Consider the following 21,200-nt stretch of genomic DNA (forward strand, 5'->3'; position numbering starts at 1 on the left):
AATGCATTGGTTATACACCAATGCATTTAGTACCTATTATGCTACTTTTATTGCTTTACCGAATGGAACCTTAGGAACATAGTCATCAGGAACTAACCAAAATGTTTCTACTTTCACATCAAGGTCTTCATAGAAGTAACCAGTGACGTCAGTAATGTAAAATAAGGTGTCTATTTTCTCTTTTTCAGCCCATTCCAGTACCTCAGTATAAGAGGATTTTCCGTGTGTATAGTACTTAATGTTTGCTTCTTGAATAGGAGTGATACTTCTAATTTTAAAATCGGCTTGGACTAGTTTCACATCAGGTTTTAGCTCGCCAACAAACTTAACGATATTGTTAATTAAAATCGTTCGAGTTTGATTTGTCGAAGTGTCCACTGCTAATGCTACTGATTTTGATTGTCGCTCTTTTATCAGATTCATCAAAGAACGCTGCCATCTCACACGAATCACTCCTTCATCATTTTGTGAAGCAAATATATTTTGTGCAGTTAAAATTGAAATATGTCGCTATTTAAAGAATATTAACCAATCCAAAAGGAATTGTACGTAAATCTTTAAAAAATAGTCTAAAGGTATGAAATGAAGCATATTGATTCAATAGCAAGGTGGACAAAAAAACATACCACTAAAAGGTGGGATTACTATGAAAAATGTTTATAGTACTGATCGCCCATTTCCCTTACTAAGACTATTTATGATATCTCTTATGGTTGTCGTGAGCTTCTTTCTAATCGCATCGGCTTTATCTATTGTAAAAAAGGACTATTTGAACATTGGACAAGTTGACCAAACCATTCAAATTGCACCAACAGAAATGCTTGTTAAACTCTATTCACTTGAAAATCATCATATTAATCAAGTTTTATCCCAGCAGCATCAATCACTTCCAATTTCGTCTACGATTTTTAAAATGATGACAAATGTTAATTTCGATGATATACGCAGTCTTATCGGGAACGAGTTACCAGGGTATAGGTTTTACGACTCAAAAATACTCGTTGCAGGGGAAGGTACAGATTTCACAACACTTCCTATCGAATCTGCTCCTCCACTAGAGGTATTGTTACAAGAACGCGAAATGGCTGAAGAACAGCTAAAGGAGTTGAAGGAAGAAGAGACAACGAGAACTCCCCCAACTACTACACCTATACATAAAAAATTCTTTATCTATCATACTCATAGCTCTGAGTCTTTCTTACCTTTACTCGGATTAACCAATGACCCCGATGAAAATAAAGCATTTGACTCTAAAACAAATATTACAATCATTGGTGAAATGTTTGCTAAAAAGCTTGAAAGCTATAGTATTGGGGCAGTAGTAGACAAATCAAACATGGGAAAATTACTTGAAGAAAAGGGCTGGGCATATCATCAATCCTATGACTTATCTCGTGAACTCGTCCAATCAGCACTGGCTTCAAATAATGAATTAGAATACTTTATTGATTTACATCGAGATGCGAAAAGAAAAAAAGACACAACAACCACGATAAACAATGAACCGTACGCAAGAATCATGTTTGTAATCGGAAAAGGTCACAGTAACTATGATAAAAATTTAGCATTTGCTACTGCCTTACACGAATCGTTAAATGACCACTTTCCAGGTTTAAGTAGAGGGATCATTGAAAAAGGAACAGATACAGGAAATGGCGTTTACAATCAAGACCTATCCTCAAAAGCACTTGTATTAGAGCTTGGTGGAGTAGACAATGACATTCGTGAATTACAAAACACCGTCGACGCGTTGGCAAAGGTAATCAGTGACTTTTACTGGGCCAATGAAAAAGTGAATGCCGATGAATAAAGAGTTATATTTTTGGCTGAGTTGGATGTTTATATCCACACTGTTAGCCTTCCTCTATTTATCATTTACCATTGTCCTTGGCTGTTTATGTTCAGGTATGATCATGTGCTGTAAGAGCTTGATTGAAATTACTTTAAAGAATAAATGAGAAACCAATTTAAAAAGCGCTAGGGTTACCTGGCGCTTTTGACATGAATTAAATATGCAATTACCCTGCTACCCTACTCGCAAAATAACTAAAAAGCAGAAGGAAACTTAATCCGCCAATAACATTTAGAATAAGCTGTTTTTTAAATATCTTAGTTTCACGTTTCTGTAATAATGTTTCTGTTAAATGTTGCAGTATTAAATCATAAGATGTCATTCTCCACCATTTACTAAAGGATAAAGTATACTTCTTAGAATCCTCTGCCCACCAACTAATTACTATTTTAGCTGACTGGTCTGATAGTAAAAATTGAAATTTCCCTGCCTCTACATCCTCTTTTTCTTCATAGGCTATGTCTAATATATCTAGTGCCTCTCGTAAAATTCCAACAATCTCAGACTTATTACTTTCAAATACCGTGAACCTTTTTCCTATAAAATAAAGCTGTCCAAATAGGACGATGATGTAAAAAGCTATAAATAAACCTGTAACAAGAGCTTTACTGATTCCTTCCGGTGTAGTAATAACTAATTGGGAGAGTGTCACCAAAAGAAAAATTAAAGAGTACCATTCAGATTCGTAAACAAAGCCTTTATTCTTTTGAACGTTGTATGCATGGTAAAACAATGCTACCGCAAGTATCAAACCCACACCTACCATATAGTAAAAATAGACTTCCTCTCTAACCATTATCCTTTTTTCACCCCTTTTCAATCGGGATTTTAGAAAGCACTACTCCGTTCTTTGATTTAAACACAGCAATAACTATGATAAATAGCATAAAAGCAATGATGGTCGATAACCATGAGCTAAGCAAAGAGCTGATTTGGTTATCATTAAAAATAAAAACTCCATCTCCACTCCTGCCTGACACTCCGAAAAACAATCCATATACGATATTTAACCCTAGGTGGATACCTGTGTTTGCCCATATAGATTTTGTCTTATAAAAAGCATACGTTAAACTGAGGCCTAGAACTACTGAAAAAATAGTATTTTGTAATGTTAATCCTTCTAACCATGCATCATCCAGGGCATATAATGTAATAGAGATAAGCATAACCACACCAACTGGAAGTTTCCCCATAAAATGATGAAAAACCAATCCACGTACAATCATGTCATTTATTAAAGAACCCAGCCCAAAGCCTACAATGATAATAACAAGCATAACAATAACATCACCAACGGGTTTAATCCCTATGTACTCGTATCTTCCTATCATAAATTGAAGTGTAAAAAGACAAACCCATCCTATAAATCCTATCGCTAAACCAATGAATAAGTTCCTATGCCAGCCTCTAAAAAACACAAGTCCATAACCCTCAAATCCAGTCTTCAAAACTACTTTTGCTAAACCGTACGCTAAAGGAAAAAACAGAACTAGGTGAAAAAACCTTACTACATCAGACATTGTAAAGATTGAAGGTAAAAGTTGAAAGTAACTCGTTAATATTAAATACATTATTAAAAAAGACATTAGGTTTCTGTGCAACACAATTTCCCCTTATATTCAATTGTATTCTTCACTCAGAATAACATATATTCCCAATGTAGTGGGCCAATTTATCTATTTTGATAAACTGGTTTATTTAATGGACTCAGAGGCCGTTATTTAATCGAAAGTGGAGCTTTTCTATCTGTTCGCGGACTCAAATACCGTTATTTCATGATTTTGCAGCTATTTTCTTCCACTTTTTTATAAATAAGCGCTTCTCAGTCCGAAAAGTCCTCAAAACCCTTGAACTTGATTAATATAACGGCCTCTCAGTCCGCGAAACCAAGAATACCCCTCAATTCAAAAACCCCTGCAAAGCAAAAGCCTTACAGGGGTTTCCATTTTCATTTCATATTCATCCAACCAGCCAGCGAGTGAATCGCAAAGCCCGAAAAACTTGAGTAATCTGCATATTGATCTCGGACCATTCGTAATTGCTGCTCCATATGCTCCGGACCTTCTTCATAAAATGTCACAAAATTAGCTTCACTAGAAGGTGTTGTTTCAACTGCGATAGTTATTTGCTTATTCAACTTTCTTGCTTCGTTCATTTCATTCCTAACTAGTTCAATAATTCCATTCTGACCTAGTGCTTGATCTCTATAAGCCATAATAGTGACATGACCTGCTTTTTGTATAACCCAGCTTGCCAAGTTACCTTTTCCGTACGTATTATTATATGTTTTTTCATCAAACCAAAATGGGATGTCAAATGCAATCGGTAGATTAAGTTGTTCTGCCTCAAGTACAGCCTCGCTTATTAATGTTTGATAAGAAAGTACTGTTTTTTTATAATTTGATGTCCAACCACTATATAAATAAGGCTCTACATCAAGATGTATTCCAGTAAAACGTTCTGCCTCAAGAGCCCCGGCCTGGTAATTCTTTACCCAAGCAAAAAAAGCTCTTTGATGATTGATACCCTTTGGCGCTACCCAATTCGGCGCACCATCTAAAGCATGGATTTGGATTCCGTTGACATGAGCACGACTAATAAAAGCTTTATAAGCTTCGGTTGGAACAGTTGGATTAACCTGTAGATATACTACTTTTACCTTCTTATCAACTAAAAAAGTAAGAATTTCCTCACCACTATTAATGATTTCTGTTGTATCCCATAGCCAAGTCGACCTTGGTACGTCTTCAAACGTTACTGCTTGTCCTTGTTTTGGTAAAATACCCATCATCATCACCAATAAGATGCATAAAATTACTGTGCTCTTTTTCTTCATCTTCCCCACTCCTTCAAAGTTTGAGTACCAAGACCCACTTCTAAAAGGAGTCTGGTAGCCTGGCAGCCATGCGTCTTCACGTTTAGGCCCATTGCTTTGCGTCCTTGACTTTCATCAAGTTTGCCTTTTTCAGTTAAGGATTTAGTCCTTATATCCTATATTATAAAGGCTATTCATTAAAATCTATACAGGACTACTGTCCTATTTTGTGGACAATTGTCGAATTTTAAAATATTCACCTAATGCATAGCCTAAACTTTCCCAATAATAATTTAAAAGTAGTAATTTAAAATCTTTGCTTTCTCGGATATAATCAATTATGTGTGATTTTTTATAGCTTGCAGTGTGTCTGCATTTATATAGAACGAACTATAACATTTTAAAGGGGAATAACATGAGTATTTTAACTGTTAAAAACTTAAGTCACGGCTTTGGTGATCGTGCAATTTTCAATGATGTTTCCTTTCGACTACTAAAAGGTGAGCATATCGGATTAATCGGTGCAAACGGTGAGGGTAAATCTACTTTCATGAATATTATTACTAGAAAGCTACAACCGGATGAAGGAAAAGTTGAATGGTCAAGAAATGTCCGTGTTGGCTATCTCGACCAGCATACTGTTCTTGAAAAAGGGTTAACAATTCGTGATGTACTAAAAACAGCATTTAAATACCTATTTGATCTCGAAGCAGAAATGAATGAGATTTACAACAAAATGGGTGAAGCTACACCAGAAGAGTTAGAAAAGTTACTTGAAGAAGTTGGTACGATTCAAGATACGCTTACAAATAACGACTTCTATGTTATTGATGCAAAAGTGGAAGAAATCGGTCGTGCCCTTGGATTAGAAGATATCGGTCTAGATAAAGATGTTACTGATTTAAGTGGTGGACAAAGAACAAAGGTATTACTAGCAAAGCTACTTCTCGAAAAACCTGACATTCTGTTACTGGACGAGCCAACGAACTATTTAGATGAACCACACATTGTTTGGTTGAAACGTTATCTTCAAGAATATGAAAATGCGTTTATCTTAATTTCGCATGACATTCCATTCTTAAACAGTGTTATTAACTTGATTTATCATATGGAAAATCAAGAATTAAACCGATATGTTGGTGATTATGAAAACTTCAAAGCAGTTCATGAAGTGAAGAAATCCCAATTAGAAGCTGCCTATAAAAGACAGCAGCAAGAAATTAATGAGCTTAAAGACTTCGTTGCTAGAAATAAAGCACGTGTTTCGACTAGAAATATGGCCATGTCTCGTCAGAAAAAATTAGATAAGATGGATATCATTGAGATTGCAAAAGAAAAACCTAAACCAGAGTTTTATTTCAAAGAATCTCGTTCTTCTGGAAAATTAATCTTTGAAACGAAGGATCTTGTTATTGGGTATGATGAGCCACTATCAAAACCATTAAACCTTCGTATGGAGCGTGGCCAAAAAATCGCGCTAGTTGGTGCAAATGGTATAGGTAAAACAACATTACTTAAAAGTATCTTAGGGATCAACAGACCTTTATCTGGTGCGGTCGAGCTTGGTGAATACCAACATATTGGCTACTTTGAACAAGAGGTTAGAGAATCGAACCAAAACACTTGTATTGAGGAAGTATGGAGTGAGTTCCCTTCCATGAATCAAGCGGAGATCCGTGCAGCATTAGCAAAATGCGGATTAACGACAAAGCATATTGAAAGTAAGGTTGCTGTATTGAGTGGAGGAGAAAAAGCAAAGGTACGTTTATGTAAGCTAATGAACAGAGAATCTAATATTCTCATCTTTGACGAGCCTACGAACCACTTAGATGTTGACGCGAAAGATGAACTGTTACGTGCTTTAAAAGAGTACAAGGGCAGCGTTCTTCTAATCAGCCACGAACCTGAATTCTACAGAGAAATCGCTACTGATATTTGGAACTGTGAGTCATGGACTACTAAATTACTATAATGAAAACCCTCCACTGATTGTGGAGGGCTTTTTGTTCTTTTAACTTACTAACTCTACCTCACTATTATCCTGTTCTGTTTTCGCCATTCTCCTCTTATAAACAATCTTTGATAAACTTACACTTCCTTCGTATAACAAGATTAAAGGAATAATGACAAGGATATCCGATAAGAAATCTGGAGGTGTAATTAAGACTGAAATTACAATTAATACAAAATAGGCGTACTTTCTAATTTTTTGCAGTCGATAAGGATTAATGATTCCTAAACTAGTTAAAAACATAATGACAACTGGAAGTTCAAACAAGAATCCAAATGGCAATGTCATATGTAATACGAATCGGAAATATTTTTCTGTCGTATAAAACGTAGTAAACATTTCTGTAGATAATGACATTAAAAAAGATAATACAATGGGAAACAAGACAAAATAACCGAATGAAATACCCATAATGAACAATACAAATATAGCAGGGATATAGGCTAGTGTGACTTGTCTCTCAAGATCCGTTAAAGCAGGACGAACAAACCGCCATGTTTGATATGCCGCAAATGGAATGGTTAATGTAAACGCGATAACTGTCGCTATCATTAAGTAAACAATGAGAACATCACTTGGCCCCAAGATAGCTAGTTTAAAAGGTAAATCCTTAATTAAGAATTCATAAATTTCTTGGACAAATACAAATCCTACTATCAAACTTACTAAAAAGACAAGCAATGTAAAAATAATTCTTTTCCGTAACTCTGAAAAATGATCAATTGCCTTCATTGTTCGGTCTTCCATCTAACACTCACTCCATAAAAAGAAGAAGATGTAAGTTAATTCTTACATCTCCTCTTATTCTATTAACTCGTTTTTTCTTTCTTGGTAGTCACAGTATCTTCATTCAATTCTTCTGATACAAGTTCTCGAGTTGACTTCTTAAATTCCCTAAGTGTTGTTCCAAAAGCCCGTCCGATTTCCGGAAGTTTCGAAGGACCAAAAATGATTAAGGCAATCACCAGCACAAGGATTAGACCTGGAATTCCAATATTTTGTAACATACGTCCCTCCTAGTATTTAAAGCCAGTAATAGCAACAACTGAAGGTCTAGGTTGATTATCACCTTTACGATGCGGCCACATGCTTGTTGGATTTTTAATGTCTTCTGTTTCTTCACCTGGATGTTGTACAGCTAAGAACAATGTAGTCTCGTCATGTGTGAAACATGGTCCTGTTAACTCTGCTTCAACTGGAGCTGATGCAAACTGGAAAGCTTCACCTTGGTTTTCACCGATTGTAGGAATGACAAATACACCATTGTTTTTGAATGTAGAAAATACACCTTTATTTACTACGCTTGAAGACATATCTGTCACTGTCCATAAGTTTCCTTCGCTATCAAATGTTAAGTTATCAGGTGCACTGAATCCACTCTGTCTGCCACCACATGCAAAAATTTCAAAGTCAAATGTTAAAGATCCCAAGTCATCATTCGCTTCAATAAAGCGTGTAATATGACCATGAATGTTTCCGTGTTTTGAGTTATTTGTATGTGCAATGAAAACTGTTTTATCAAACGGACTAATTTCTACATCCTCTGGACGATCCGTTGGAGTAGCACCTAATAATTTGGCAGCTTCATCAGCATTTACTAATACGTCTGCTTGAGTTTGGAATTTCTCTAGAATTTCTTTTTTATCTTTTGCAGCAGCTCGCACAGCATCGATAGTTAATGCAACCCAAGTCCCTTTTGACATATTAGCTGCATATAATGTTCCCTCTTCTAGTAAATCAGCATTTGCTTGTTTACGAGATTCTACATATTTATTTTTACTAATAAACTTGTAAACACAGGCATCTGTCTTGTCATCTCCCATGTAAACAACAACTCGTCCATCATTTGTTAAGCCCATAGCGGAGTTCTCATGGTGGAAGCGTCCAAGTGCAGTATGCTTTCGTGGTGCAAAGCTTTCATTGAAAGGATCCACTTCAACAATCCAACCGTAATGAGTTTCATCAAGTCCAGCATCTCTAGCAGTATATTCATAGTTTTCTTCTGCAGAAAGAAGAGTGTTCCATAACGTTTTCCCACCAGAACAGTTTGCAAACGTTCCTTGTACATTTGTTGCTCCACCTACTGCTTTTGAGCCTTTAGCAGCACCAGTTAATTTAAATGGTGTTAAACCAGTGATACGGCGTGCATATTTTGAAGTTGTATCCATTTTCCATACACCATTTTCATCACGGTATACTTCAATAATAGATCCACCTTGGTTATATAATAGTTTTTCAATTTGTGCTTTTGTGTACTTACCATCTTTTCCTCTTGCACCTGTCACCCATAAGTCACTGGTATATTCATGGTTTACCCATAGAAGACCTCTTTCATTTGAACCGTTAATTGGGAAATACATTGTAAAATCATTGTTATATCCGAATGTATCACCTTTTTTATTAATTACATCTCCATAGGCTGCAACAACATCATATTTATATCCACGAGGTAAAACTAAATCATCTTTATCAGTTGGGTCAATCGGTGTGAAGTTTAAACCAGATACTTTCTTCTTAAAGCCGAATAAATGTGATGCTGCTTTTACACCTTTCGCTTCAGCTTTTGGCGCAAATGCACCAAGTCCTGTTGATGCTACAGTTAAAGCAGTAACTCCAGTTCCAACATACGTTAAAAATTTACGACGATTCAATTCTGTCATATGTATCCACCTCTTTAATTTAGTAAAGTACCTTTCTACGTTTCTAATACTAACAACCTAATATTTAGTAGACTTAACAAAAGTGTGAATATTGAGTAAAAAAATTGTAAATATATGTAAATTTAACAAAAAAGGGTGGCAAACCATTTAATAATTAAATGATTTGCCACCTGACAGGTTCATTATTACTATATCTAAGATTTGTTAAGCCAATTTATGCTTTTTGTTAATTTTCTATATTATTCCATCAATTATTAGGAAGTTCAATTTTTGGATGAACTCTTTTTCTTTATAATCAATTGATAAAGTTCCACCATGAGCATTTATATTTATTCTACAAATGAACAACACTACCTCATTTGGGCACTCACTTTTTTTCGATAAAGAGGGTTCGATATTCTTAAGGAACATTGTTCGTATTCCCTCTCGATTATCGCTCAGTAGAAAAGGGGGCGTCCAGTTAGAACATCCCCTTTTTTGGTATGATAAGTTACCAATTTGCCTCAGACTACTTAATAATTTCAAATAATGTCTCATCTACTCTATCCAATAGAAAACTTGATAGATTTTTGCCGAAAAACAAGAGACGGTGTAGTGGCCTTGTCATAGATACGTACAGTAATTTTACATTTATTTCGTTTTCATCAAAAGATTCATCAAGCGCAACAATGATAACCGCGTCAAACTCCAATCCTTTTGAAAGATGAGAGCTTACAATTACCACATCACCTTTATTAATTTCTTCATTCTCTTTAAGGAGTTGTACACTTAGTTTCGTATGTTGCTCAACCAATTTAGCTAATCGTAAACATTCTTTGTTCGTTTTACCGATAAGCGCAACGGTTTTCATTCCTTCAGAGTAAAGTTTATTTATATTTGTCTCTATACTCTTAACGGTATCTTTGTGGGAAGAAGAACAATAGTGAAATATGGGCTTTTCACCATGGCGTACGACCGGTTCAACCATTGGAAGCTCTAGTTTTAACAATTTCAAAATATCATTTGCAGCATGCATGATTTCAACTGTTGTTCGGTAGCTTTTTTGAAGTGTTTTATAGGTAGATCTCGGAAAAATTTCATTTTGCACAATGCTCCAATCATTGATTCCCCGATAAGAATGAATTCCTTGAGCCAAATCTCCAACAATTGTAAACATATCCGTATCTAGTGCGCTTCTTAATGCAAAAAGCTGAAAATAACTATAATCCTGCGCCTCGTCTATTACCACGTTTTTTGCTCGTAAATGCTTTTCAATACCATAGAGTTCACTTTGGAGATACAATAATGCAGCTAGGTCCTCAACCTCATAACAGCCTTCTCGATGCAATGCTTTATTATACTGGCAAAATTGCTTAATTTGTTCTCCATCTAGTATCCCAGCTCCATAGTTTGATAATAATTCATGGTCTGTTGTCAGCTTTTTATAGTAATAGAATAAATCATGCTTAGGGAATTTCTTCATATAGGAAGTAACGGTTGTCCTAGATTCCTTGTTAATATCACTAATAGCCTCGTTCTTTTTATCCAATGCCTTGGTAACATAACTTCTTCGTTTATCAGGATCAACATGACTAGTTAGTGCACTTTCAATTCTTTCCTCGTAAAATTTATTTACCTTTTCAAGAATTCGCTTTTTCTCTGTTCGTACGTGGTTTTGTAGAATTCTCTTAATTTTATCGACTCGTTGATAATACGGTAAGTATTTATATTCGTTTACGATAAGATGACTTATTTTGCTTGCAGAATAGAGTCGTATTTTTGATAGGAAAAGATCTTCCTTAGGAAGAAGTGATTGTAAAATATCATGTAAATATCTATCTATAATATCTCTGAATTGTAATGAGCCTTTAAAAGCACTCATCCATCGAACCGAGTCTCCCTCGGATCCATTTATAAATTTAATTAGCTTTTCCTCTGGATGTTTAAGCTTCATTCTTTTGCCGATACACTTAGAAACATAATCAATAAAAGTCGTTTGCAGAATGCTTTCCACACCTAATTCCGGAAGGACTTCTGAAATGTAATCAATGAATAATCGGTTAGGTGCCAAAATCATGAGCTGGTCAGGTGAGAACTGATCAGCATATGTATAAATAAAATAAGAAATTCGATGAAGAGCAATGGTTGTTTTTCCACTTCCAGCCGCTCCTTGAACAATAATTGGCTTATTTAAGTCTGCACGAATTATTTCATTTTGCTCTTCTTGAATCGTAGCTACAATTTCTGAAAGTCGGTTGCTTGAGCTTTCGGAAAGCGATTTTTGAAGTAGTTCATCTGTTGTGGTTAGGTCAATATCACGAATGTCGATTAATTCACCATCTTCAATCACATACTGACGTTTTAAGGAAAGATAGCCTTGATATTCTCCTCCCTCTGCTTCATAGGAGACTTCACCTAATCTACCATCATAGTATAAGTTTGCGATTTGAGAACGCCAATCTACGATAATCGGTTTTTGTGTTTCTTTATCAAATAAGGATGCTTTCCCAAAATACAATACTTCCTCGGTGTCCTTACCTGCTCTTTTAAAATCAATTCTTGCAAAATACGGCTTTGGCTGAATACGTTTTAGCTTTCTTAACTCTTCTGCTGTTCTTCGGAGTAGATTAGAATTTGTCAGCATATTCATATAACGGAAACTACTATCTTTAAAATCTATACCTTCAAGTGCATCTTTCATATTTTCCCTGAAATTTTCTTCATCTGATTCGGATGCTTTGATGACTATTTTCATATATTGCTTTGTGAACTCTAGCCATTCCTGTTCATCCTGATAATCTGGGTGCTGCTTAACATTCATTGACTTCACCCTTTCAAGTAGATGATATTGTACGACAGAAAAACCATGAACAACGAATTCATGGTTAAAACACTACAGGAGACACAGCCTATAGGGATTTTTCATATGTAATTTTCAAGAGACGTATTTGTCATTATATTACAAGTAGGAATCCTTTGCAATGTTTTCTGAACGTTCCGAGAAATTTTATATTATAGTAAGAGGACTTAAAACAAATCTAACGAATTACTTTAAATAGCTTATAAAAAAAGGAGAGCAAATTATGCTAAACAGTATTACTCCCGACTTATTTATTAATGACCCTTATTCTATATTTAATACAGCCCGCGAAAATAATCCCGTTTTATTTGGAAACTTCCTTAATTCAACAGGCTGGCTCATTACTGGCTATAAGGAAGCTGAATTTGTATTAAAAGATCCACGTTTTATTAAGGAGGGCAGAAAACTATTTCCTCCTGAAGCTCTAGCAACCTTCTCAGAAAGGGTTATGCCAGCCATAGCACTTACAAGAAATATGATGTTATTTCGTGATGCACCTGATCACACCCGCCTTCGTAATCTTGTAAATAAAGCATTTACACCTAAGATGGTAGAGCGCTTACGTCCAGCTATTGAAGATATCTCTTCGTATCTCTTAACTGCTCGAAAAGGACAGTCTCAACATGAACTTATCAGGGACTTTTCATATTTATTACCTGTCTTTGTTATTACTGAGCTATTAGGTGTGCCTAAAGAAGATCGCGAACTTTTCCGGAAATGGTCTGATGCATTTATAAAGTTCATTGATTTTAATACAACAATGGATGATTTAGAATCTGTGTCAGATGACCTTAAAGAAGCAAGTAACTATTTTCGTGAACTCATTTCTAAAAAAAGAATTACTCCACAAGAAGATTTACTAAGTGGATTGATTCAGGCTGAAGCAAATGGAGATAACCTAAACGAAGATGAAATGATTGCTACCTGTTTACTATTGTTAGTTGCAGGTCATGAAACAACGGTGAACCTTATTACGAATGCCTATTATTTGTTACTAACGCATCCAGAGCAATTAAAACTTGTTCAGGAAGATCGTTCTCTTATTTCGAATGTTGTTGAGGAAACATTACGCTTTGAACCACCAGTATTAATGACATCTAGGTGGGTCGCAGAGGATATGGAACTTGCAGGACAGCAACTGAAGAAAGGGCAAATTGCCTTTATTTCATTAGCAGGTGCAAATCGAGATCCGTTGGTTAACGCTGATCCTAATTCATTTAACATTCTAAGAGAGTCTATTAAGCATTTATCATTTGCTTCAGGTCCTCACTTTTGTCTTGGTGCACCACTTGCTAGACTTGAAGGGATTATTGCATTAGAAAAACTAGTAGAGTGCTTTGCAAATCCGCGCTTACTAGAGAAGCCCGTATGGAGAAAAAATTTCGCATTCCGTGGATTTGAAGCCCTTCATTTTGAAGCAGAAACGAGGTAGATGATACAAATGGTTCAAGTTGCCTTAGAAACGAAAAAACCTAAAAGGAGACGATATATCATTCTTATTGCTCTACTTTTTCTCTTTATGGTATTTTTACTAGTTAACTTCTTACCCGTTGAAAAGAGACCTGAACGCGCTTTTTTTGCCCATGACAGACCACTTGTCATCGCGCATCAGGGTGGTGAGCATTTAGCTCCTTCAAGTACGATGGCTTCTTTTTCCGTCGCAGATGAGCTTAATGTAGATGTACTCGAATTTGATATTCACATTACAAAAGATGGGCATCTCGTAACCATTCATGATAATACAGTTGATAGAACTACCAATGGTAATGGACTTGTTGCAGATTTAACTTTAGCTGAGATTCAGGAGCTAGATGCTGGTTATTACTTTAAAGATTTAAATGGAGAATACAGTTATCGGGACAAAGGAGTTTATATTCCAACAGTTGAAGAGGTTTTTCAAACTTTCGGTGACAAAAGGATGGTCATAGAAATTAAAGCAACAAACCCACCAGAAAGCTATGATGAAATTGCACAAAAACTATGGGAACTTCTTGAGAAATATAAGCTTGAGGAACAGGTCAATATTGTTTCATTTGACCAAAAAGTGGTTGATACGTTTCAAACCTACTCAAAAGGAATTACACCAGTAGCCGGAGGAAAGCAAGAGGTTGTAAAGTTTGTTTTAGCTCACAAACTATTTGCTAGAAACCTTTATAATCCTAGTGTAGATGCGTTACAGATTCCTACAAGTGAAAGTATTTTTGATTTAACAGATAAGAAAATCATTGAAGGTGCCCATCGAAGAGGCATGGAGGTTCATTACTGGACCATTAATGATAAAGAAACAATGCGCTTCCTCATTGAAGCAGGTGCAGACGGAATTATGACTGACCGACCTGATTTAATGATTGAACTGCTTGAAGAAATGGGCTTCTAGTAATTATTTCACTAGACATGTATTACTTGGCTTACTTTTGTATTATAATAAGTAGAAAACTTAAATTAAAGGAGATTGCTATTCATGACAAACTCTTCAAATAATGAACAAGAAGTAGTTACTGAAACTAAAAAATTAAGTCTACAAGAACTTGCGAAACAAAGATTAGCTAGCAAAAAGCAAGAACAAAACGCAGGAAAAACGGGTGGAAATGCTGGTTTACAAGGTCAAAAAATGAAAAGTCAAATGACAAAGAAACCTAGCAATACACGTAGAAAAATGGGCTCTTAATGAGCGGTCAACAACGCAGTAATATTCGTGCAGGATTGAATGTAAATATCATCCTTAAGGAAGACCAACGTACTGGAAAGAAAACGCAAGGTGTTGTAAAAGACATCCTTACTAAATCAAGCTTTCATCCTCATGGAATTAAAGTTAGACTTGAGTCTGGTCAGGTTGGTAGGGTTATAGATATTCTTTAGGGTTATTCCTCGGCATGATGTTTATCTTAAGATTTAAGCGTGAAATCCAACAAGGATGCGCGCTTTTATTTTTGTTAAATTACCTTTTCGGACTCTTTTAACACTCTTGTTGCTCAACCTGACCGAATCACACTGCTTTTCAGACTAGTTCATCACACTTATCGCTCAACCTGTCCGAATCACACTGCTTTTCAGACTAGTTCATCACACTTGGCGCTCAACCTGTCCCAATCACACTGCTTTTCAGACTAGTTCATCACACTTATCGCTCAACCTGTCCCAATCACACTGCTCTTCAGACTAGTTCATCACACTTCCCGCTCAACCTGTCCGAATCACATCGCTTTTCAGACTAGTTCATCACACTTATCGCTCAACCTGTCCGAATCACACTGCTTTTCAGACTAGCTCATCACACTTCCCATTCAACCTGTCCCAATCACACTGCTCTTCAGACTAGTTCATCACACTTCCCACTCAACCTGTCCGAATCACACTGCTTTTCAGACTAGTTCATCACACTTGGCGCTCAACCTGTCCCAATCACACTGCTTTTCAGACTAGTTCATCACACTTATCGCTCAACCTGTCCCAATCACACTGCTCTTCAGACTAGTTCATCACACTTCCCGCTCAACCTGTCCGAATCACATCGCTTTTCAGACTAGTTCATCACACTTGTCGCTCAACCTGTCCCAATCACATCGCTTTTCAGACTAGTTCAACAGCAATATGGTTCAACAAGTCTGAATACGTAGTTTTTTCGAACTTCACATAGAGTAAAACTCTATTCCACTCTTTCAATTTCATCCGACTCATAAACAGTATATGCCTTATTTGATGGACCCACTGCTTTTTTATACATCGCAAGAGCTACCTGCTTCGCTTCTATGGCTCTGTACTTTCTCCACGGCCCCACTAATGCAAAGAATACGAATTTCATAACATATTCTCCCGCTTTTTCTCCTAGGCGAAATTCGTTTCGATTTCCTAGAAGTAAAGATGGCCTAAAAATATGAACATGTGGCAGACCAATCCCTTTTAACCCTTCCTCCAACTTACCTTTTACTTGGTTATAGAAAATCTTAGATTTACTATTTGCTCCCATTGCGGACACCACTAAATATTGCTTAGCACCATTCTCCGCTCCCCATTTCGCAAGCTCAATTGGATACTGTAGATCTACTTTTAAAAAGTTTTCTTTTGTTTTCGCCTTTTTAATTGTGGTTCCTAAGCAGCAAAAAATATCATCTACAGCCTCAAGATTGTCCCAGGGAGACTCATCAAAATTCACCTTTTTAACAACCAGATTTGGATGCTTAACAGGATAATCACCACGTACTAAAATCGTTACACGTTTATACTCATTGCTGTGCAATAAATACTTCACCAACTCATTTCCAACTAAACCTGTAGCCCCCACGAGTAATGCAGTTCTTTCCATTCAAGTTACTCCCTTCTATAAAAAAGAGAGGATTTTCTCCTCCCTTTTACTTTTTATTTCTTTTTGATTGTGAAGCTGATACTGGTGTTTTACGATCATTATTTCTTTTTGGTTGAGAACCCGTCATTGGTGTTTTACGATCATTATTCCCTTTCCGTTGCGACCCTGCCATTGGTGTTTTACGCTCATCGGCAATTTGCCCTTTGAAGAACACTTTTTTACTAACAGTGAAGCCTAATTCACGCGCGTACTGCTTTAATGTTCTTTCTTCTCTTTCTGTAACAATCGAAATAACCGTTCCTGCTGCGCCCGCTCTTCCTGTTCGACCTGAACGATGTGTATATTGAGTCAAATCTTCTGCAAGATCAAAGTGAACAACATGGCTCAATCCCTCGATATCTAAGCCCCTTGCTGCTACATCTGTTGCTACTAACATTGGAACTTTCCCTGCTCTAAAGGACTTAATCGCATTTGCTCTCTCTTCCTTTTTTGAATCACTGTGTAGAACAGACAGAGGAATACGCTTAAATTGGAGCTTTTCAGCTACCACAGCAAGATTTCCGATATCTTTTACGAAAGTTAAGGCTTTTACATTTTCAAGACGTCCTATTTTCTCAAGAGTTTCAACCTTGTCTCGTGAGTCACATACAAAATAAATATGGTCAACCTTGGATTTAGGCATATCCTCTTTCGTAACCTTAATGACTTCCGGATTGTTCATAAACACTCTTGCTGCTCTTTCCGTATGAGCAGGCATTGTTGCAGAGAATAGAACAATTTGACGATCAGCTAGCGTTGTCTTAATAATATTTTCAACCGTATTTGTATGCTCAGGTACAAGTAATTGATCACCTTCATCTAAGACAATCGTTTTTACCTCATGCATTTTTAACTTCTTCTGTTTAATTAATTCTGAAACTCTCCCTGGCGTACCTACTACAACTTGAGGACGTTTCTTTAGCTTTTCTAGCTGACGTTTCACATTCGCTCCACCAATAAAACTTGCCCCTCTAATTCCACTACCTTCTGCCCATTTCTGGACTTCCAGGTTAATTTGCATTACTAATTCATGTGAAGAAGCTAAGATAAGTGCTTGAACTCCACCATGCTCTGGATCAATTTTATTTAAAAGCGGCATTAAATATGCTAATGTTTTACCTGTACCAGTTGGTGATTCAACGATAATATCTTTTCCTTCTAACACCTGTGGTGCTGCCTTAACCTGAACAGCTGTTGGGCTTGCAAACCCTGATTTCTCCCACGCTTCTTGCAAGAACGGTTTTGTCTGACTTAAAAAATCCCATTTCTCCGACATAATAGTCTCCTTTTTACTTATATGTAATAAATAATCATCTAAGATTAGTGTTAACCATTTCCTTCAAATTCAATGATAATAATCTCACATATCATACCATAAGAAAAAACAAAAAGAACCCCAAAAGGTGGAGTTCAGTCACTTAAGAGCTTGTTTTAACAATTCTTCAAACATTTCCTTACGATTGCTATTCTCATAAAAGTTTTTGTCAATAATTGCTGTTAAGAGGTTGCTCTTTATAGCCGGATCCTCTATTTCATTAATGATTTTTTGACGTGCATCAAAAAGAAAGTCCACAAAGCTTTCATAGCTCTCATCATACTTATTCTCGAGCTCTTGCTTTATTTTTTTAGCAAGAGTTGGGCTTGCTCCTGAGGTTGATATCGTCAATTGTAATCTTCCCCTTGTAACGGTTGAAGGAACCTGGAAATCAGATTCAAGTGGAGAATCAACTAGTAAACATAGTAATTGTTTTTCCTCCGCTGCCTTTCTTACCTCTTTATTCACACTCTTATTATTTGTTGCCCCAAATACTAGCAAGGGATAGGTTAAGTCTTTAGATTCAAAGGTTTTCTCTTTCCACTGTATTCTTTGCTTTTGAACTAACTCCGAGAGACCTTCCGTAACAGTAGGACTAATGATAGTAACGTTTGCATTTGCTTCTAATAACCCAAGTACTTTACGCTCTGCTACTTTCCCTCCCCCTACCACTACAACCTGTTTCCCATCTAGATCTAGCATAATAGGATAATATCGCTTCATTACCTTTCCTCCTTAAAGGAAAGCTCGTATACCCGCTTCAAAACGATGCTCTTTAGCCTATAATCAAACCCCAATGGCTCACAAAGTATTATTTCAGTCTCACTGTGATTAACCGATGATATTTCATCGTTCATTTTTGAAATAAATCCACCTTTAAATAATAAGAATGGAAGCACCACTAACTGCTGATAATCACCTTTCACCCGTCTTTCTAATTCAACACTAAAGGCAGGCTCTTGTGCTTTCAAATAAGACGTAAAGATAGGGCTTTTGGATTCACTTTCTACTTTCCTTCTAATCTCTTCAAATTCCACCCCGGCTTCTGGTTCTCGACTTCCATGACCAACTAACAATATACCTCGCGACTCAGATGATGATTTCTCATTGATGCGCCGTAGTAAGATGTCCACCATGAGATCATCAGCACCTAGGGGCCGCCCATATAAAAATGACAGATATGGATATTCTTGTTCTAGGGCCTTAATTTCATTCGGAATGTCTACAGTGACATGAATACCAGAAAGTAGTAGAACAGGAATAACCTTAATGTTCGTTGCACCTTTTAAAATACATTCCTCAACCGCTTCCTTAATGGTTGGCTTTTCTAGTTCCAGAAAGCCATAAGCTTGTATTGGTGTACCAACCTCTGTCATTACTTCTTTAATGAATTGGACAAACTCATTATTTGCAGTAGCATTTCGACTTCCATGTCCAATATAAACAACCGCCTCCACATTAATCACCTACAGTCACTTGAAGTTTTCTAACAGTAGATTTCCTGCTTAAACATTCTACCAGCCCTTCAGCAGTGGCCACTTCAGGCATATCATCTGGAAGGATGTTATTTACCACACTCGCTTCCCATGTGTTACTTCCCATACATATCACCTTAAGGTTTGCAAGAAACTCATTTGAATTCACACCCGCACTCCTCAACCCTTCTAAAAATGCCTGGACAGAAGCACTACTTGGAAATACAACCGTATCTAGTGTTGATTCTTCTAGCATACGAAGGAATAACGGGAAATAGTGTTCGTCTAGACGTTTATAGCTTGTTACTAAAAAATCACATTTAGCGAATTGCCTCGTGTAGTCTTGTTTATTTTTTAAAGCATAATCATCTCCAACAACCAGTACTTCTGATTGATTATACTGTTTATCTATCAGCTTTCCAAAAATACCTCTCACATTTAGTTTTTGAATGGTTTTACTAGATAAACCATAAAAATCTGCTTGTACTTTACGAATATCAACTCTGTTAGAAAAGAGCAGCTGGAAAAACTCTTCTACACTTTCGTCAGAGGTGAAAATAATTTTTTCATATGTTTCAATTTTTTCAAGGATTTTAATATCAATTAACACAGGCTTCTTTTTCCACTTTGGAAATTCAATAACATCTGCACCTTGTTCCACTAACTCTTTCGCTACTTTACTGCTACCTGTATTTGTTCTTGCAAGTAAGATTTGTCGACCAAATAGAGGCTTTTCTTCAAACCAGCTTACTCGTTCACGTAGAGCCACTATGCTACCTACTAAAGTGATCGCTGGATTGCTAAACTTCTCTGTTCTTGCTTTTTGGGCTATTGTTGCTAGTGTGCCTTCAAGTGTTTTTTGACGGCCAAAAGTTCCCCATTGAATTAAAATAACAGGTGTACCCTCAGGCTTGCCCTCTTTTATTAATCCTGCACTTATAAATTCAAGATTACCTACACCCATATAAAAGGCGATGGTATCGATACTAACGAGTCCCTTCCAGTCAAGTTTAGGTCTACCATCAACTGATTTGTCATGTGCAGTCACAATCGCAAATGACTCTCCATATTCGCGGTGGGTTACGGGAATTCCAGCATATAAAGGTGCTGCAATACCTGATGTAATACCTGGTACGATTTCAAATGGAATGCCATGTTCTTTTAAAGCAACCGCTTCTTCTCCTACTCTTCCAAATACCCCAGGGTCACCACCTTTTAAACGTACAACCAGTTTTCCTTCAAATGCCTTTTTCACTAAAAGTTCATTAATTTCTTCCTGTCTTAAAATATGGCGGTGAGGAAGTTTTCCACAGTAAATGAGTTCACAATCATCCTTTACAAAATCAAGCAATTTTGGGTTTACTAAACGATCGTATAAAACCACTTCTGCCTTACGTAACACTTCCATTCCTTTTACAGTAATAAGCTGTATATCTCCAGGACCTGCTCCTACTAAAAACACTTTCCCTTTTTTCATGTTGTATCCCTCCAAGGTGTGTCCCATTATATAAATAATGAGGGGACACCTTGAGAAGTATCCGCTCACCATACCGTTATAATAGGATAAATATTTTATCTTCTAACGTTTCTATCTCGTAAACTTTTACCATACCTGAATCGGGTGCCTGCACCTTTCCATCGATTAATGAAATCTTCCAATCGTATAGTGGACAAAATACAAACTCTCCACTAACTAATCCATCGACTAGTGTCCCTCCCTTAGGATGTGGACTTTTATTTTGAAGGGCTCTAACTGTGCCGTGTGACGTTTTAAATAAGGCAATCTCTAGAGAACCAATTGTAATCAACCTTCCAGTTCTCTCTTGCAATTCACTTAGTCTAGCAACTTCGACTATACTTTTAGTTCCGAGCATATGACTTACTCCTTTCT

Annotated in this window: 20 protein-coding genes and 1 riboswitch; of the genes, 6 read left to right on the forward strand and 14 right to left on the reverse strand. The window is 36.6% G+C overall.

What is annotated here, in order from left to right:
• Positions 1-36 precede the first annotated feature (36 nt).
• Entirely contained in the window at positions 37-444 is a 408-nt protein-coding gene (locus J2Z26_RS17415) for a VWA-like domain-containing protein (RefSeq protein ID WP_193539882.1), read from the reverse strand.
• 202 nt (positions 445-646) lie between these two features.
• Here J2Z26_RS17415 and spoIIP point away from each other — a divergent pair, with 202 nt between their 5' ends.
• On the forward strand, positions 647-1,810 hold the full coding sequence (spoIIP, locus tag J2Z26_RS17420; protein ID WP_193539883.1) for a stage II sporulation protein P: 1,164 nt from the start codon (positions 647-649) through the stop codon (positions 1,808-1,810).
• Between the two features lie 208 nt (positions 1,811-2,018).
• Here spoIIP and J2Z26_RS17425 read toward each other — a convergent pair whose 3' ends face one another.
• The 3 genes from J2Z26_RS17425 to J2Z26_RS17435 form a co-directional block, all read right to left on the reverse strand.
• A complete protein-coding gene (locus J2Z26_RS17425; protein WP_193539884.1) occupies positions 2,019-2,648 on the reverse strand; it encodes a hypothetical protein in 630 nt (209 codons plus the stop codon).
• 10 nt (positions 2,649-2,658) lie between these two features.
• Positions 2,659-3,453, reverse strand: coding sequence for a CPBP family intramembrane glutamic endopeptidase (locus tag J2Z26_RS17430; protein ID WP_209794393.1), 795 nt, complete (start codon positions 3,451-3,453; stop codon positions 2,659-2,661).
• A 347-nt stretch (positions 3,454-3,800) separates the two neighbouring features.
• Positions 3,801-4,688: an amidase gene (locus J2Z26_RS17435; RefSeq protein WP_193539886.1), complete on the reverse strand. Its 888-nt coding sequence runs from the start codon at positions 4,686-4,688 to the stop codon at positions 3,801-3,803.
• A gap of 50 nt (positions 4,689-4,738) precedes the next feature.
• A riboswitch (cyclic di-GMP riboswitch) is annotated at positions 4,739-4,823 on the reverse strand.
• A 259-nt stretch (positions 4,824-5,082) separates the two neighbouring features.
• Here J2Z26_RS17435 and J2Z26_RS17440 point away from each other — a divergent pair.
• Positions 5,083-6,639 (forward strand): ABC-F family ATP-binding cassette domain-containing protein, encoded by a 1,557-nt coding sequence (locus J2Z26_RS17440; protein WP_193539887.1) that lies wholly within the window; start codon positions 5,083-5,085, stop codon positions 6,637-6,639.
• Between the two features lie 39 nt (positions 6,640-6,678).
• Here J2Z26_RS17440 and tatC read toward each other — a convergent pair whose 3' ends face one another.
• The 4 genes from tatC to helD all read right to left on the reverse strand — a co-directional run bounded on the left by tatC (position 6,679) and on the right by helD (position 12,138).
• Positions 6,679-7,425: a twin-arginine translocase subunit TatC gene (gene tatC / locus J2Z26_RS17445; RefSeq protein WP_193539888.1), complete on the reverse strand. Its 747-nt coding sequence runs from the start codon at positions 7,423-7,425 to the stop codon at positions 6,679-6,681.
• A 62-nt stretch (positions 7,426-7,487) separates the two neighbouring features.
• Entirely contained in the window at positions 7,488-7,685 is a 198-nt protein-coding gene (locus J2Z26_RS17450; protein WP_193539889.1) for a twin-arginine translocase TatA/TatE family subunit, read from the reverse strand.
• A 9-nt stretch (positions 7,686-7,694) separates the two neighbouring features.
• Positions 7,695-9,338: a PhoX family protein gene (locus J2Z26_RS17455; protein WP_193539890.1), complete on the reverse strand. Its 1,644-nt coding sequence runs from the start codon at positions 9,336-9,338 to the stop codon at positions 7,695-7,697.
• 508 nt (positions 9,339-9,846) lie between these two features.
• On the reverse strand, positions 9,847-12,138 hold the full coding sequence (gene helD / locus J2Z26_RS17460; RefSeq protein ID WP_193539891.1) for an RNA polymerase recycling motor HelD: 2,292 nt from the start codon (positions 12,136-12,138) through the stop codon (positions 9,847-9,849).
• 262 nt (positions 12,139-12,400) lie between these two features.
• Here helD and J2Z26_RS17465 point away from each other — a divergent pair, with 262 nt between their 5' ends.
• The 4 genes from J2Z26_RS17465 to J2Z26_RS17480 all read left to right on the forward strand — a co-directional run bounded on the left by J2Z26_RS17465 (position 12,401) and on the right by J2Z26_RS17480 (position 15,036).
• Positions 12,401-13,609 carry a cytochrome P450 gene (locus J2Z26_RS17465; RefSeq protein ID WP_193539892.1) on the forward strand — a complete coding sequence of 403 codons (1,209 nt, stop codon included), beginning with the start codon at positions 12,401-12,403 and terminating at the stop codon, positions 13,607-13,609.
• A complete protein-coding gene (locus tag J2Z26_RS17470) occupies positions 13,610-14,554 on the forward strand; it encodes a glycerophosphodiester phosphodiesterase family protein (protein ID WP_193539893.1) in 945 nt (314 codons plus the stop codon).
• A gap of 84 nt (positions 14,555-14,638) precedes the next feature.
• Positions 14,639-14,845: a hypothetical protein gene (locus J2Z26_RS17475; RefSeq protein ID WP_193471206.1), complete on the forward strand. Its 207-nt coding sequence runs from the start codon at positions 14,639-14,641 to the stop codon at positions 14,843-14,845.
• Positions 14,845-15,036 (forward strand): YwbE family protein, encoded by a 192-nt coding sequence (locus J2Z26_RS17480; protein WP_193539894.1) that lies wholly within the window; start codon positions 14,845-14,847, stop codon positions 15,034-15,036. Before J2Z26_RS17475 ends, J2Z26_RS17480 begins: the two co-directional genes overlap by 1 nt.
• 787 nt (positions 15,037-15,823) lie before the next feature.
• Here J2Z26_RS17480 and J2Z26_RS17485 read toward each other — a convergent pair.
• The 6 genes from J2Z26_RS17485 to nirD form a co-directional block, all read right to left on the reverse strand.
• Entirely contained in the window at positions 15,824-16,480 is a 657-nt protein-coding gene (locus J2Z26_RS17485) for an NAD(P)H-binding protein (protein ID WP_193539895.1), read from the reverse strand.
• 46 nt (positions 16,481-16,526) lie between these two features.
• Positions 16,527-17,795, reverse strand: a complete 1,269-nt coding sequence (locus J2Z26_RS17490; RefSeq protein WP_193539896.1) for a DEAD/DEAH box helicase — start codon at positions 17,793-17,795, stop codon at positions 16,527-16,529.
• Between the two features lie 138 nt (positions 17,796-17,933).
• Positions 17,934-18,557, reverse strand: coding sequence for a precorrin-2 dehydrogenase/sirohydrochlorin ferrochelatase family protein (locus tag J2Z26_RS17495; RefSeq protein ID WP_193539897.1), 624 nt, complete (start codon positions 18,555-18,557; stop codon positions 17,934-17,936).
• On the reverse strand, positions 18,557-19,291 hold the full coding sequence (locus tag J2Z26_RS22460; protein ID WP_209794395.1) for a sirohydrochlorin chelatase: 735 nt from the start codon (positions 19,289-19,291) through the stop codon (positions 18,557-18,559). The genes J2Z26_RS17495 and J2Z26_RS22460 overlap by 1 nt, the downstream gene beginning before the upstream one ends.
• A 1-nt stretch (position 19,292) precedes the next feature.
• Positions 19,293-20,786, reverse strand: coding sequence for a uroporphyrinogen-III C-methyltransferase (cobA, locus tag J2Z26_RS17505; RefSeq protein ID WP_193539899.1), 1,494 nt, complete (start codon positions 20,784-20,786; stop codon positions 19,293-19,295).
• A gap of 76 nt (positions 20,787-20,862) precedes the next feature.
• Positions 20,863-21,183, reverse strand: a complete 321-nt coding sequence (gene nirD / locus J2Z26_RS17510) for a nitrite reductase small subunit NirD (protein WP_193539900.1) — start codon at positions 21,181-21,183, stop codon at positions 20,863-20,865.
• Positions 21,184-21,200: the final 17 nt, after the last annotated feature.

Origin of the sequence: Cytobacillus luteolus, from assembly GCF_017873715.1 — a bacterium.
GTDB classification, from domain to species: domain Bacteria; phylum Bacillota; class Bacilli; order Bacillales; family Bacillaceae_L; genus Bacillus_BV; species Bacillus_BV luteola.